At 60.9% G+C, this 14,382-nt stretch carries 14 protein-coding genes and 1 tRNA gene; 5 read left to right on the top strand and 10 right to left on the bottom strand.

Annotation, left to right across the window (positions count from 1 at the left end):
* The first annotated feature begins 66 nt into the window (after window positions 1-66).
* Window positions 67-143 (top strand) — tRNA-Pro (locus ACL9RI_RS10190).
* A gap of 74 nt (window positions 144-217) precedes the next feature.
* Here the strand turns inward: ACL9RI_RS10190 and ACL9RI_RS10185 are convergent.
* Complete coding sequence (locus ACL9RI_RS10185; RefSeq protein WP_422726444.1) at window positions 218-634, bottom strand: type II toxin-antitoxin system HicB family antitoxin; 417 nt, start codon at window positions 632-634, stop codon at window positions 218-220.
* Window positions 635-720: 86 nt separating this feature from the next.
* Window positions 721-1,104 carry a type II toxin-antitoxin system HicB family antitoxin gene (locus ACL9RI_RS10180; RefSeq protein ID WP_422726443.1) on the bottom strand — a complete coding sequence of 128 codons (384 nt, stop codon included), beginning with the start codon at window positions 1,102-1,104 and terminating at the stop codon, window positions 721-723.
* A gap of 244 nt (window positions 1,105-1,348) precedes the next feature.
* Between ACL9RI_RS10180 and ACL9RI_RS10175 the strand changes: the two genes are divergently transcribed.
* Together ACL9RI_RS10175 and ACL9RI_RS10170 are read left to right on the top strand one after the other, a co-directional pair.
* Window positions 1,349-1,996, top strand: a complete 648-nt coding sequence (locus tag ACL9RI_RS10175; protein ID WP_422726442.1) for a DUF3011 domain-containing protein — start codon at window positions 1,349-1,351, stop codon at window positions 1,994-1,996.
* Between the two features lie 166 nt (window positions 1,997-2,162).
* Window positions 2,163-4,175: a S9 family peptidase gene (locus ACL9RI_RS10170; RefSeq protein WP_422726441.1), complete on the top strand. Its 2,013-nt coding sequence runs from the start codon at window positions 2,163-2,165 to the stop codon at window positions 4,173-4,175.
* Window positions 4,176-4,191: 16 nt separating this feature from the next.
* Here the strand turns inward: ACL9RI_RS10170 and ACL9RI_RS10165 are convergent, their stop codons facing one another.
* From ACL9RI_RS10165 to ACL9RI_RS10140, 6 genes are all read right to left on the bottom strand, one after another.
* Window positions 4,192-5,259, bottom strand: coding sequence for a PEP-CTERM sorting domain-containing protein (locus ACL9RI_RS10165; protein ID WP_422726440.1), 1,068 nt, complete (start codon window positions 5,257-5,259; stop codon window positions 4,192-4,194).
* 289 nt (window positions 5,260-5,548) lie between these two features.
* A complete protein-coding gene (locus ACL9RI_RS10160) occupies window positions 5,549-6,178 on the bottom strand; it encodes a hypothetical protein (protein ID WP_422726439.1) in 630 nt (209 codons plus the stop codon).
* Between the two features lie 123 nt (window positions 6,179-6,301).
* Window positions 6,302-8,341 carry a methyl-accepting chemotaxis protein gene (locus tag ACL9RI_RS10155; protein ID WP_422726438.1) on the bottom strand — a complete coding sequence of 680 codons (2,040 nt, stop codon included), beginning with the start codon at window positions 8,339-8,341 and terminating at the stop codon, window positions 6,302-6,304.
* 84 nt (window positions 8,342-8,425) lie between these two features.
* Entirely contained in the window at window positions 8,426-8,833 is a 408-nt protein-coding gene (locus ACL9RI_RS10150) for a hypothetical protein (RefSeq protein WP_422726437.1), read from the bottom strand.
* A gap of 101 nt (window positions 8,834-8,934) precedes the next feature.
* Complete coding sequence (locus ACL9RI_RS10145; RefSeq protein WP_422726436.1) at window positions 8,935-9,174, bottom strand: hypothetical protein; 240 nt, start codon at window positions 9,172-9,174, stop codon at window positions 8,935-8,937.
* 94 nt (window positions 9,175-9,268) lie between these two features.
* A complete protein-coding gene (locus ACL9RI_RS10140) occupies window positions 9,269-9,502 on the bottom strand; it encodes a DUF3563 family protein (protein WP_422726435.1) in 234 nt (77 codons plus the stop codon).
* Between the two features lie 260 nt (window positions 9,503-9,762).
* On the opposite strand from ACL9RI_RS10140, the gene fucP reads away from it, so the two are divergent.
* Window positions 9,763-11,067, top strand: coding sequence for an L-fucose:H+ symporter permease (fucP, locus tag ACL9RI_RS10135; RefSeq protein WP_422726434.1), 1,305 nt, complete (start codon window positions 9,763-9,765; stop codon window positions 11,065-11,067).
* Window positions 11,068-11,113: 46 nt separating this feature from the next.
* On the opposite strand, the gene ACL9RI_RS10130 is transcribed toward fucP, so the two are convergent.
* A complete protein-coding gene (locus tag ACL9RI_RS10130; RefSeq protein WP_422726433.1) occupies window positions 11,114-12,010 on the bottom strand; it encodes a LysR substrate-binding domain-containing protein in 897 nt (298 codons plus the stop codon).
* A 165-nt stretch (window positions 12,011-12,175) separates the two neighbouring features.
* Here ACL9RI_RS10130 and ACL9RI_RS10125 point away from each other — a divergent pair, with 165 nt between their 5' ends.
* Complete coding sequence (locus tag ACL9RI_RS10125; protein WP_422726432.1) at window positions 12,176-13,669, top strand: succinate CoA transferase; 1,494 nt, start codon at window positions 12,176-12,178, stop codon at window positions 13,667-13,669.
* A 48-nt stretch (window positions 13,670-13,717) separates the two neighbouring features.
* Here the strand turns inward: ACL9RI_RS10125 and ACL9RI_RS10120 are convergent, their stop codons facing one another.
* Window positions 13,718-14,380, bottom strand: coding sequence for a TetR/AcrR family transcriptional regulator (locus ACL9RI_RS10120; RefSeq protein WP_422726431.1), 663 nt, complete (start codon window positions 14,378-14,380; stop codon window positions 13,718-13,720).
* Window positions 14,381-14,382: the final 2 nt, after the last annotated feature.

Here is a 14,382-nt window from a genome sequence, read left to right as displayed (position 1 = left end):
ATCGAAATGAATCCTGCGCAAAGCATGGCAAAAACCCAAAAGCGTCTGCTATAATTCCTACCTCGTCGGGGCGTAGCGCAGCCTGGTAGCGTACATGCATGGGGTGCATGGGGTCGGAAGTTCGAATCTTCTCGCCCCGACCAATAGAATCAAGGACTTAGGCCAATCTTCGGATTGGCCTTTTTCTTTTTGCGGCTGTTTTTTGATGGGGCTTATCTTATGCGGCCACCACCTGCAACTCACGGCCCAGCGCGCGCAGCGCCGCTTCGATGGCGTCGATCTTGGTGGTATGCGTTAAATCAAGCAGTCGCGTGACTTCTTGCGGCGTCACCGCCATCCGGCGCGCCAGTTCCGCAGGCCGGATCGCTTGCGCGACCACTTCATTGAGCAGCAACACCTTGGCGCTGATACTGGCTGGCAGGCCGATCAGGCGCTCACCGGGCAAGGCCACGGAAGGGCGCGGCACCAGCCGGCGGTCCTCGAAATAAAAATCCATTGCACTGACCAGGCCATCACGCGCCTCGGCCAGCGCCTCGGCTTCATCATCGCCCTGGGCAATCGCCTCAGGAATATCACGGAAGGTGACGACATAGCCGCCATCGGGATCGGGTGTGAAAATTGCGGGGTATTTCATATCACTCCCTTGAGTACCAAGGTGCAAACCTTCCAGGCTTGCGACAAGCATTCCATTCCCTTAATTCCCCGCTTGCCGTCAGCGCGCTACTCCGCCATCGCCTTCATGGCCGCCTCCGCCAGGAACCCCGAGCGTGTGAGGTGGCGGGATTTGGCGTATCGGTCGATATCGCGCAGCAGGCTTTCCGGCAAGGAGATATTCAGACGCACCGGTTTGGTGTTGACTTTCGACAGGTCGATATCCACCAGCATCCAGAAGCCATCGGCGTAATCAGGATCGCTCATCCATTTTCCAATGTCGGATGGGGCAGGGATATTTGCTTCTCCTTCATACATCGTTTCAACGGCTTCCTGCGCGGCTTTGCTGAGATCATGCAGATCGTCGGCGGCAGTGTTGACCCCAGGCAGATCTGGAAACGCAGCGCCATAGGCGCTGTTGGCGTCTTTCCATACGTAAAGCGCATAGAACATGGGGGGGGCTCACTTTCCGGGCTTGTTCCAATGTATGTACGCAGTTCATTTTAACGCGATGGCTGGCGGGTTCAAGGCGGGCTGGCGCAACATCGCTGTTCGAACGAATCCCCAGCCCAGGTTATCCATGTTGATGTATCAATATGACCACCAAGAATTTAAATATACCATAGTGGTAGAAATAAAACCGTTATGGTATTCTCCGGGCACAAGCCGAGTTCCGGCCTCAATCACCTGGATTTTTATGAATACTGTATTGCGTCGTTCGGTCAGCAGTGTGCTGATCGCTGCCATGGCATGGGCTCCGTTTCCTGCGATGGCGTCGGATAAGATCAATTGCGAGAGTGAGCGCGGGCGCTACAATTTTTGCCGCGCTGATACGGATGGGAAAGTGAAGCTGATCCGCGAGTTTTCCAACAATCAATGCCGGGAAGGACGGACCTGGGGATATGAAAACCGGGGCGTGTGGGTCGACCGGGGATGCGCGGCCGAATTCCGGGTGGGGCGCGACAAGGACAGCGACAAGAAAGCCGCGATCGCGGTGGGCGTGGTCGGCCTGGCGGTGATCGCGGCGATGGCCGCGAATGCCAATAACAAGGCGCAGCAAGAGAATCAGTCATCACCGCCGCGCGAAGTGCAGCGATGGAATGCGGGCGAGTTTTCTGCCTTCGATAGCCGTCAAAAGGCGATGGTGAAACTCACGGTGCAGGCAGATGGCCGGTTATCGACCTATAGCCGTGGTGAGGTGCAATCGGGTAGCTTGCAGGATAACGCCATGTTCATTGGCAGCTCGCGCTTTCGCATCGAACCGCAGGCCGATGGATTCCTGGCCACGGACCAGTCGGATACATCGCGCCAGTTGCGTTTCGAGCGTCAGGGCGGCGGGCGGTAGGGAAGACAGGGGCGCACCCGGCATTTCATTCCGCTTATTCCGCCATTCGCTCCCCGCTTCCTGCGACCTGTCACTGTAAATGGCGTAGCCATTGTTTTTTCGTCTATCATGGTCTGGCAATGCAAGATTGCCATGTTTTCCTTCATTCACTTACCATGAGGTGTCCATGCTACGTTATGCCCTGCCTGCACTCTTGTTCGCCAGCGTCCTGCCGGCCTACGCTCAATCTCCTGCCAACGATGTTCCGCTGATCGAGCGGGCGAAGATTTTTGGCAATCCCAGCAAGTCCGGTGGCAGGATCAGCCCGGATGGCAAGTGGCTGTCCTGGATCGCGCCGCGCGATGGGGTGCTCAATGTGTGGGTGGCGCCGGCCAGCGATCTGTCGAAAGCGCGTCCCCTGACGGATGAAAAGGTGCGGCCGATACGGGGCAGCTTCTGGTCGCCTGATTCGAAGACCTTGCTGTTTATCCAGGACAAGGGCGGCGATGAGAATTTCCTGCTGTATGGCGTGAATGTGGTCAGCGGCAAGCAGATCAATTACACGCCGTTTGAGAAAACCCGCGTGCAGATCGTGCAGATCAGCAGCAAGGTCAAGGACCGCATTTTGATCGGTATCAATAACCGCGATCCGCGCTGGCATGACGTGTACAGCCTGGACCTGGCCAGCGGCAAGCTGACCCTGGTGCAGCACAATGACGGTTATGGCGGCTACGTGGCTGATGAGCAGCTGAACCTGCGTTTGGCCAGCAAGCCGCGCAGCGATGGGGGCGCCACCTATTTCCGTGTCAAAGGCGGCAAGGTCGAGAGCACGCCGCTGGCCGACATCGGCCTGGACGACTCGCAGACCACGGCGCCGCTGACATTTACTACCGATGGCAAAACCCTGTACTGGACCGATTCGCGCGGCCGCAATACCTCGGCCCTGCTGGCGCAGGACGTGGCCAGCGGCAAGACTACCGTGGTGGCCGAGGATGCCCGCGCCGATATTGCCAACGCACTGTACGATCAGCGCACCGGCCGCGTGCAGGCGTATAGCGTCAATTACCTGCAGCAGGAATACGTGCCGCTGTCGAATGACGTCAAAGGCGACCTGGAATTCCTCAAGAAGAATACCAAGGGCCAGTTCAGCGTGGTGTCGCGCACGGATGCCGACGACAAATGGCTGGTGGCGGTCGATAGCGTGACTGCGCCGCCATCGGCCTGGCTGTACGAGCGCAAGAGCAAACACCTGACGCAGCTGTATGTGACGCGGCCCGAGCTGGAAGGCGCGCCGCTGGTGCCCATGTATGCGCAAGAGATCAAGGCGCGCGATGGCCTGACCCTGGTGTCCTACCTGACCCTGCCGCAAGCGTCGCAGGCTGACGCCAGCGGGCACGCCAGCAAGCCGGTGCCGCTGGTGCTGCTGGTGCATGGCGGACCGTGGGCGCGTGACGGCTATGGCTACAACAGCACGCACCAGTGGCTGGCCAACCGCGGTTATGCCGTGCTGTCGGTGAACTACCGCGGCTCGACCGGTTTCGGCAAGCAATTCATTTCGGCCGGCGATTTGCAATGGGGCCGCAAGATGCATGACGACTTGCTCGACGCGGTGCAATGGGCCGTCAAGAGCGGCGTGACCACGGCCGACAAGGTCGCCATCATGGGCGGCTCGTATGGCGGCTACGCGACCCTGGCCGGCATGACGTTCACGCCGACCACGTTTGCCTGCGGCGTCGACATCGTCGGCCCGTCGAACCTGTTTACCTTGCTGGAAACCATACCGCCGTACTGGGAAGCGATCAAGCAGCAGTTTTACAAGCGCATGGGCGACCCCACCACGGAAGACGGCCGGGCGCTGCTGAAGGAACGTTCGCCGCTGAACTTTGCCGCCAATATCCAGCGGCCCTTGCTGATCGGCCAGGGCGCCAATGACCCGCGCGTCAACGTGCGCGAGTCGGACCAGATCGTGGCGGAAATGGCGGCGAAAAATATCCCCGTCACCTACGTGCTGTTCCCCGATGAAGGCCATGGTTTTGCGCGGCCCGTCAACAACATCGCCTTCAATGCGGTGGCGGAAAACTTCCTCGGCAAATGCCTGGACGGCCGCGCCGAAGCGATCGGCGGCACCATCAAGGCGTCCACCGCGCAAATCAAGCACGGCGCCGAATTTGCGCCGGGCCTGCAGGAAGCGCTACGGTAATACGGAAGGGCGCGGATCAACGCTGGCGGTTGATGCCGCGCCGGCGTGTGGCGGCGCCGACCAGGCACAGCCCCGCCAGCAGCATGGCCCAGGTTTGCGCTTCCGGCACGGGTGCCAGCAGAGAGGTTGGCGACAGCAGATAACCCTGGCTCACGCCGAGCAGGCTGTTGTAGCCATTGGCGGCGATGTAGCCGGCGTCGTTGATGCCGGTCGCCTCGTACAGCAGCCAGCCGGCGTTGAGCACGGCGGCGCTGAGGAAGCTGTTCAGGTCGTAGACCAGTCCATCGCTCCACAGGGTGGCGCGGCCGTTTGCGCTGCCCACCACCTGGCCCAGCGCGTTGATGGCGCCTGCCGTGCCCGCGCCCAGGTTGTGCGCGCCCAGGCTGTCCCAGACCATCACGTTGCCATTGCTGGTGCCGGCGACGGCGCCCAGGCTGTTGATGCCGGCCGCCTTGCCGTTGCCCAGGTAGCTAACCGTGCCATTGTCCCAGCGCGTGATGACGCCGTCGACTTCGCCCGCGATCTGGCCGGCATCGTTGATGCTGCGCGCATAGCTGTTGGTGGCGCCCGCCGGGTGGATGTCGGTCGCCGTCAGGCCCGTCCAGACGGTGGCGTGCTCGGGCTTGCCCATGTCGAATTTGGGGTTGCCCGTGGTGTAGGCCTTGGCATACCCCACGGCCACGCCGTGATTGTTGATGCCATAGGCATTGCTCTCGATGCTGGCGTCGGCATACATCAGTTTGTTACCGACCATGGCGACGGTGTAGTTGTAGCTGCCCGCATAGGCCAGGGTGTAGCCGGAGGCGAGACCGGCGTCGTTCAGGCCCGTGCCCCAGCTTAAGTATTCGTTGTTCGTGCCCATGCTGCCGGCGATGGCGCCCCAGTTGGTGGCGGCAGGCATGCTGCCGTTGCCGTAACTGGTGCCGATGGTGTGCGCGAGCTGGTTAATGCCGCTGAGATTGCTTTCCAGGCCATCTCCCCAGGACAGGCCCCGTGCCGAATACGACGGCGATGCGCTGGCCTGGGCCCCCAGCAGGGCGCTCAGGGCGGCGGCGATACACAATGCTGAGATGCGTGTGAACATGGAATTCCCCTGTGGTAGTGAGAGAAAGTTTTATTTTTGATAACGCAATATATTATCATAATGAAAATTAAGATGTGTTATTTATAAATAATGGCGTTGTTTTTATGGCGTGGCGCCTGGCCTGCACGCAGCATGCGGGTCAGTCATGGGGCGGCGGAAGTGGGGGAAGTTCCCGGGCAGGGAAGCCCGGGACAGGGAGGCCGGCATTGCCGGAAGCCCGGCGGCAGGGATCAAATGCCCGTGATGAAGTACTGCTTATGAAGTACGATTGATAAAAATAAAATACTGCTTATTTTTTGACGTAGCGCGTGTCGAGTGCATAGCCGGCATTGTTTTGCAGCACGGTATACAAGGCATTGTCACGCAACACCAGGCCGGCTTGCAGGCTTTGCGCCTGTTGCAGGCCATCGTCATGCAGGCAGATGTTGCCCGCTGCGCCCAAATCGATGCACCATTGCTGTTGCGACTCCTGGACGACATAGTCGGCGCCAGGGCCGCTGACCTGGAAGGCGAATTGCGGCAGCGACGTAATGATCTTGTCGATATGTACCGCCGTTGCCGGCTCGCCTGCCGTCAATGACAGCGCGCTGTCTTGCGTACCGTCTGCCGTTGCCGTAATGGCCGTATTCAGGGTTTCCGTCGCCAATGCGGGACCGCTGCAATCCGCCTGGGCATAGTAGCTGGTGGCCGGTGACAGTTCCAGTGCGCCGCTGCCATCATTTTTCAAGCTGATGCTCAATGACTGGCGTGCATGTTCGCTGCAATCGGCTTGCCAGGTGCCCACATAGGCAGCCAATGCCGGCCCGTTGACTGTCTGCGCTGCATAACGCGCGCCTGGCTCGCTACCTTCACCGCCACCGCCGCAGCCAGCCAGTAATGCAGCGCTTGTTGCAAGCAATATCGCCCAATTTTTTTGCATTCGAACTCCCAGGTAAGCGGCAGGTATGCGTGCCGTATGCGCCTGGTCATTATAGAATTGTTAATGATGGGCAATTCTCACTTAATGTTACACGCCATAAAAAGCGCGCCGGGATCAATCTCTTTAAAATGTTTCCCATTCATCGGCTGCGGCCGGCCTGGCCGACGCCAGGCGTTGACGGGGCGCCGGCGCTTTGGGCAGCGGCGCTGCCCGGGTCGGCGCTGCTGGCGCCTGGCGCGCCTGTTCACCGAGCTTGAAGACACCGACCACGTCCGCCAGATGATGGGCCTGGTCTTGCAGGCTTTCGGCGGCCGCCGCCGCTTCTTCCACCAGTGCCGCATTCTGCTGCGTCACGCCATCCATTTGCGCCAGCGCCTGGTTCACTTGCGCGATGCCGTCGCTTTGTTCCGTGGTGGCCACGCTGATGTCGGTCATGATGGCGGTGACTTTGCGCACGCTGTCGACCACTTGTTCCATCGTCGCGCCCGCTTCATCGACGAGCTTGCTGCCAGCGGCTACCTTGCCCACGGAATCGTCGATCAGCAGCTTGATTTCCTTGGCTGCCGCTGCTGAGCGTTGCGCCAGGTTGCGCACTTCGGTGGCGACGACGGCAAAGCCGCGTCCCTGTTCACCGGCGCGCGCCGCTTCGACAGCTGCGTTCAGGGCCAGGATATTGGTCTGGAAGGCGATGCCGTCGATCACGCTGATGATATCGACGATCTTGTTCGAGGAATCGTTGATCGAGGTCATGGTGGCGATCACCTTGCCGACCACCACACCGCTCTTGTGCGCCACGTCGGAGGCGGAGGCGGCCAGCTCCCTGGCCTCGCGCGCATGGTCGGCGTTGTCCTTGACCGTGCCCGTCAGTTCTTCTACTGACGCAGCGGTTTCTTCCAGCGAGCTGGCTTGCTGTTCCGTGCGCGCGGACAAGTCGTTATTGCCCTGGGCGATTTCGGCGCTGGCACGGGCCACGTTGTCGGCGCTGGCCTGCACTTGCAGCAGCACGGCGTGGATCTTGGCGACGAATTGATTAAAACCGTTGCCGATCACGGCCAGTTCGTCGGTACCGCGCACGTCCAGCTTGACGCGCAGGTCGGCGTCGCCGCTGGACAGGTCCGTCATGGTGGCGCCCAGGGCGCGCAAGGGGCGCGTCAGCCGGTTGAGCACCAGCACCAGGATGCCGGCCGTAGCGGCAGCGCACAGCAGGGCAACGAGCAGGGTATGGCGCATCAGCTCGCGCGCGGGCGCGGTGGCCACGCTTTTCGGGAAGCTCAGCTCGATGCTCCATGGCGCGATGTCAGGGTGGATGTGCAGCGGCTGCAGCAAATGTACCTGGCCCTTGCCGTCTTCAAACTCATACGGCTGGCCCTGGCGTACCTTGTCCAGTGCGGCGGGCGGCAGATCGTCGGCCTTCTTGCCCAGCTTGTCAGGCGCAGGATTGCTGGCGTACAGGCCGCCGTTCGAGATCAGGGCCAGCTTGCCGCCATCAAACACTTGCAGGCCGGCCAGGATTTTTGCCAGCCGCGTCAGCATGAAATCGGCGCTGGCCGTGCCCTTGAAGCTGCCGTCGATCATGATGGGCGCCACCAGCGAGGCCATCAGCACGCTCTTGCCATCGACCGGATAGACATACGGTTCTGTAAAGAACACCTTGCCGGTGCGCTTGGGGATGTCGTACCAGTCATTGGCGCCCGCGCCGGGGCCGAACACGTTGGGTTCGGCATGCAGCTTGCCATCGTTGCCGCGCGTCCAGTAGGGCATGAAGCGGCCGCTGGCGTCGTAATACGGTTGCTGGTTGGCGTAATCCGCATCCTTGCCGTCGAGTGCATTGGGTTCCCACGCCACCATGGCGCCGATGAAGTCATCGGAACTGGTCAGGGTGGCCTTGCTCAGTTCGTAGATCTGTTCACGCTGCAGGGGCAGGTTGGCGCTCTTGCTGCCGCGCATGGCGCCGGCCAGGCTGGTGATATTGGCCAGGTTGCTGGCGATGCGCGCCTGCAGCGCGCCCGACGCTTCGCGGGCGGAGGTGCGGGCCAGGTCCATCGCGGCCCCTTCGGCCTGGGCGCTGCTCTGGTAGCCGATCACGGCTGCGGTGATGCCCAGGCTCAGAATGGCCAGCGCGGTGGCGGCGACGCAGATTTTGCTATTTAAAGACAGTTGCATGAAGGTTGATCCTGGATATGGAAGACGGCGGCGGTGGCCATGTGGTGTGATTGTGCCAGCGGCAGATGAAGGCTTGATGACGGGCTAGGGCTGGCCCCGCTGCGCTGCCAGCTGCAAGGCGGTCATCAATTCCGGCAGCGCCGCATGCAGCGCTGCCATCGTGGCGGCAGGCAAGTCGGCCTGCGCTTCGACCTTGCCCGAGGGTGGTCCCCAGGCAACCTGGGCGCTGAGCTGCGCCGCTTGTTCCAGGCCCGTGACGCTGACCAGCAGGGCGACTTCGTCGGCGCTGTCTGGCGAGACCTGTTCCAGCAGGCAGGATATGCCGAAATGATAATCCTGGAAGGTGCTGGCGCTGCCGCTGGAAAACGCAAACACGGAAGCCAGTGCCTGCGGTGCAGTGTGGGCGATGGCGGGCAGGGCGGCGCGGAACAGGGGCAGTAAATCGGTTTCCAGCTGGATCACCAGTGGATGGGTGTGACGAAGGACGGTCATGGAGCGATGGATGTATGGCAAGTGTTGCCATTATACCCGAAGCTCCTAAGTAGAAACGCGTAGTAAAACTAGATGGAATGTCTAGGAAAACGTGCAAGACGTCAGAAAATAGCCTTGATGCGTTGCAGCATGGCTAGCAGGTCCTGGCGCAAAACCGGATCGGCGGCGATGCCGTCGGCGTCCAGTCCCGAGCCCAGCAGGGGAAGGCTGATGCAGGCCTCGTCGATCACGCGCGCCGACATGGTGCTGACGATTTCACGCAACAGCATCGGCATGTTCGCTGCCAGGATGGCGGCGCACAGGCTGCCGGCGATGGCGAAGATGGTGACAGGCGTTTTCATGCCGCCGTTATAGCCCATCCTGTGCTCAAGCACAAGGCGAGCAGGATGGCGCTATCAGTGCCAGCGAATGCCGGCGATCAGGTGATGACCGGCATTAACGGCCCAGGCCGCTCATCCACGTTGGCTGTGGATTGGCGCGCGCCAGTTCGCGCATGCGGAATTCCAGGTCGTAGCGGTCGGCCGATTCCGCCAGGTAGGCTTCTTCGTAGGCGCGTTCGCGGTGATCGGCGGTGTGCGACAGGTAGGCGCCCAGGCGTTTCAGGATGGCCGAAACGGTGGCGACGATGTTGTTGCTTTGGGTGCTGTGGTAGCTGAAGGTGGTGGACATGGCAGGCTCCTGAAGATGGTGTGCTGCGTGTGCTGCACTGCAACAAATTATACTGATTCCAAGATATAAGTATACTTTTGATTTCAAATGTCAGTTATATGGTTATCGAATAATTGTGCTGGAAGCTGCGAAATGCGGGGCTTTCGGGCATAATGCGGCCGCATATACGTAGTTTTACTACGTCATTGCTTACCCTGGAATGTTGCTTTCATACATGCACGGCAGGGCACAACTATCTTGGAATGAATAACGGAGAAAGTATGGAACACGTAAAGCAAGGTTCGGGCGTGCTGCCCGCGCAGGCTGGCACGCAAAACAATACAGGCGCCCTGATTATTGTTACCGTGCTGTTTTTCATGTGGGGTCTGCTGACCTCGCTCAATGATGTACTGATTCCCCATCTGCGCTCGATCTACACGCTGACCTATGTCCAGGCGATGCTGGTGCAGTTCTGTTTCTTTGGCGCTTACGCCATCGTTTCCTTGCCAGCCGGCATGTTGATCAAGAGAATCGGCTATCAAAGCGGCGTGGTGACGGGCTTGCTGATCGCCGCGGCCGGCTGCGCCATGTTCTATCCTGCTTCGACCGGTAGCTACGCGCTGTTCCTGCTGGCCTTCTTCATCCTGGCAGCCGGCATTACGGTGCTGCAAGTGGCCGCCAATCCCTACGTGACGGAACTGGGCAACCCGCAGACGGCGTCCAGCCGGCTGACCCTGACGCAAGCGTTCAATTCGCTGGGCACCACCGTGGCGCCTACCCTGGGCGGTATCTTGATCCTGTCGGGCACCGTGTTGACGGTACAGCAATTCGATTTGCTGCCGGCCGTCGAGCAACTGGCGTACCGCGCCAAGGAAGCGGCTGCCGTGCAGGGGCCGTACCTGGCGCTGGCCGCTACCCTGGTGGTGCTGGCTATCTTGTTTGCGCTGGCCAAATTGCCGAAGATTTCGCATGCCGGCGAGGCGGCTGTGGCGCAGGATGGCCAGCAAGCATCGATCTGGTCGCAGCGCCACCTGGTGCTGGGCGCGGTGGCGATTTTCCTGTACGTGGGCGGTGAAGTCAGTATCGGCAGCTTGCTGATCAACTTCATGGGCGAAAGCCAGATTGCTGGCCTGAGCCCGGCCGAGGCGGCCCATTTCGTCAGCTACTACTGGGGCGGCGCCATGCTGGGCCGCTTCATCGGCTTTGCCGTGATGCGCTATGTCAGCCCGGGCAAGACCCTGGCCTTCAATGCGGCCGTGGTGATCGGCCTGATCCTGGTGGCGATTTTCGCGCGCGGCCATACCGCCATGTGGGCCTTGATCGCCGTCGGCCTGTTCAACTCCATCATGTTCCCGACCATCTTCAGCATGGCCTTGAACAAGCTGGGCGCACAAACGGGACAAGGTTCGGGCATCCTGTGCATGGCGATTGTCGGTGGCGCCATCGTGCCGTTCATCCAGGGTTTCCTGGCTGACCACATGAGTCTGCAACTGTCGTTCATCGTGCCAGCCCTGTGCTACACCTTTATCCTGTACTTCGGCTGGAAATATGCCGGTATGTATAAAGAAGACGCCGCTGTGAAATAAGGCGGTAGCAGGTAGTAAAAGCAAGGGTGGCTGCGGCCACCCTTTTTTATGGGTGCTCGAAGCGGGTGCCGAAGATATCCTGGCACACTTCCAGCCAGGCGCGCGCCGCGTGCGACAGATAGCGTCCGCTCCAGATATGCGCCACCTGCCAGGCCAGCTCCGGCTCGATGATGCGCACCGCTTCCAGGGGTTCGCCAGCCAGGCGGCGGATGAACGGTTCCGGCAGCAGGGCCACGCCCAGGCCGGCCGACGCCATGGCGACCAGCCAGTCCCACTGGCCGCTCTGGGCGGCGATCTGCGGCGTGAAGCCGGCCTGGGCGAAGTGCTGGCGCAGGCTGCGCGTCAGGGCAAACTCATCTTTTAATAGCACCAGCGGCAGCTCGGCCAGCGACTTGAAGGGCAGGCTGGTGCGGTTCTTTTGAAATGTGCCCGGCTCGGCCAGCGCCCAGATGGGGTAGCTGGCGATGGTCACCGCCACGAGGTCCAGCTCGGGATCGGCCGGCAGCACCGTCATGCCGATTTCCAGCTCGCCAGTGGCCACCTTGCGCTCGATCTGCTGGCCCGTGTCTTCCTGCAAGGTCAGGCTGATATTCGGGTAGCGCGCGCGGAAAGCCTTTAATACCGGCGTGAACAGCACATTGATCATGGGCGGGATGCCCACCGTCAGGCTGCCCCGCTGCAAGGCTTGCGTGTCGCGCACTTCCAGGGTCAGCTGGCGCATATTGGCCAGCATTTCCTGGCCATGCTGGTAGACGACGCGGCCCGTGTCGGTCAGGGTCAGCTTGCGCCCGTCGCGCACCAGCAGCTGCGCGCCCACTTCATCTTCCAGCTGGCGCACCATCTTGCTGATGGTCGACTGGGTCAGGTGCAGCGACTCGGCCGCTTGCGTAAAGCTCGACAGGCGGACGGTTTCAACGAAGTAGCGCAGGGAGCGGATATCCAAGATGTTCTGCCAGAGAAAGTAATGTGAGCAGCCAGGCATGAAAATAGCGACTGGGTGTGGCGAATTTAATTCATGCCATGCATGTAGCCGGGATTTTATACTGAAACCCGCTATGGGGCTGCTGTATGGCGCCCATCTATTTTAAGAATAATCAGGAGCATCAAGATGTACGAGGATCGTATTCGCCACCCGGGCCTGCTCGATAAAATCATGAGCGCGGACCAGGCAGCCAGATTGTTTCATAACGGCATGCGTGTCGGCATGAGCGGCTTTACCCGCGCCGGCGACGCCAAGGCTTTACCGCGCGCGCTGGCCGAGCGCGCCCTGCAAGAACCATTGAGTCTGACCCTGATCACGGGCGCGTCGCTGGGCAATGGCAGCGATGGCTTGATGGCCGAAGCGGGCGTGCTGGCGCGCCGCATGCCGTTCCAGGTCGATCCTGTGTTGCGCAGCAAGATCAACGATGGCGAGGTCATGTTCATCGACCAGCATCTGTCGGAAACGGCCGAGCAGCTGCGTTCGGGCAACCTGGCGGCCGTCGATATCGCCGTGATCGAAGCGGCCGCCATCACGGCGGCCGGCGCCATCATCCCGACCATGTCGGTGGGTAACTCCGCCGCCTTTGCCCAGCAAGCCACGCAAGTGATCGTGGAAATCAACCTGTCCACGCCGCTGGCGCTGGAAGGCTTGCACGACATCTACATTCCCCAGACTTTGCCGGGCCGTGAACCGATCCCGCTGACGCGCGTGGACCAGCGCCTGGGCAGCACGGCGATTTCCATCGACCCGGCCCGCATCGCCGCCATCGTCATCACCGATAGCCCGGACAGCCCGTCGAACGCCTTGCCGCCCGATGCAGAAACGCAGGCCATCGCCAACCACGTGATCGCCTTTTTGACGGCCGAAGTGGAAGCGGGCCGCATGGGACCGGAACTGCTGCCGCTGCAAGCGGGTATCGGCACCATCGCCAACGCCGTGCTGCATGGCCTGATCGGTTCGCCTTTCCGTAACATGACCATGTATTCGGAAGTGCTGCAAGACAGCGCCATCGAGCTGCTCGACTCGGGCCAGCTGACATTTGCCTCGGCCTCGTCGATCACCCTGTCGGCACCCGTGCATCAAAAGCTGATGGACAATATCGACCATTACCGCTCGAAGATCGTGCTGCGCCCGCAAGAGATCAGCAACCATCCGGAAATCGTGCGCCGCCTGGGCATCATCGCCCTGAACACGGCGCTGGAATTCGATATCTATGGCAACGTCAATTCCACCCACGTGTGCGGCACGCACATGATGAATGGCATCGGCGGCTCGGGCGACTTTGCCCGCAATGGACAGATTTCCATGTTCGTGTCGAAATCGGCCGCCAAGGGCGGACGCATTTCCAGCGTGGTGCCGATGGTCTCGCACGTGGACCATACGGAACACGACGTCGATGTGCTGGTGACGGAATGGGGGTATGCGGACTTGCGCGGCCTGGCGCCGCGTGAACGGGCGCCGCTGATCATCGAGCGCTGCACCCATCCCGACTACCGCGCCCAGCTGCGCGCCTATTATGATGCGGCGTGCCTGCGCGGCGGCCATACGCCGCATATCCTGCAGGAGGCGCTGGCCTGGCATACGCGCTACCAGGAAACGCAGAGCATGCTGGCATCGTAAAAATAATTGCGGCGCCATCTGGCGCCGCATTGTTTTGCTATGTTGGCATCAGGAAGTGGGCCCGAAGCGCAACCGTATGCCTTCCGTGACCACGGCCAGCACATCTTCGATATGCGTGCTCATCTCGGGATAGGGCGTCCATGGATCGCCGGAGTCCATCACGATGCGCAGCGACACCAGGCCGTGCAAGGATTGCCAAAAGATTTGCGTCATCGTGTGCAGCGACGCTTCGCCGCCGCGCACCTGGCCCGCCTGGGCCAGTTCTGCAAACAGGTGCAGGGCAAACGCATACGGGTCCTGCTCGATATTGCCATGCTCGACTTCGACTGCATCGATCTCTGCGTGCGGGCGCAATTCCATGAACAGCAGCGAGTATTCGTCGGGATGCTGAAAGCCGTATTGCACATAGGCGCGGCCCACCTGGCGGATGCGTTCCCAATGGTCGGCAGCAGTTTCGCTGGCGGCGCGCATCAAACGTACCAGTTCCAGCAAGTCCTTGTCCATGGCCTGGCCGATCAGGGTGGCCTTGTCGCGGAACAGGGCATACACGACCGTCGTGGAAAAACCGGCCGCTTCGGCCACTTTACGGATCGATACGGCTCGCGCGCCGCCTTTCTTGATCAGGTCCTTGACGACTTCAATGATGTGCTCGCGCCGCGCCTGGGCTTCACGCAGCTTTCTTTCCTGGATATTTGTTAACTTCTTGTCCACGA

Source organism: Janthinobacterium sp. Mn2066, from assembly GCF_049319705.1.
Lineage (GTDB): Bacteria > Pseudomonadota > Gammaproteobacteria > Burkholderiales > Burkholderiaceae_D > Janthinobacterium.
Note: the sequence above shows the minus strand (reverse complement) of the source record. Positions and strands in the feature narration are given on the sequence as shown.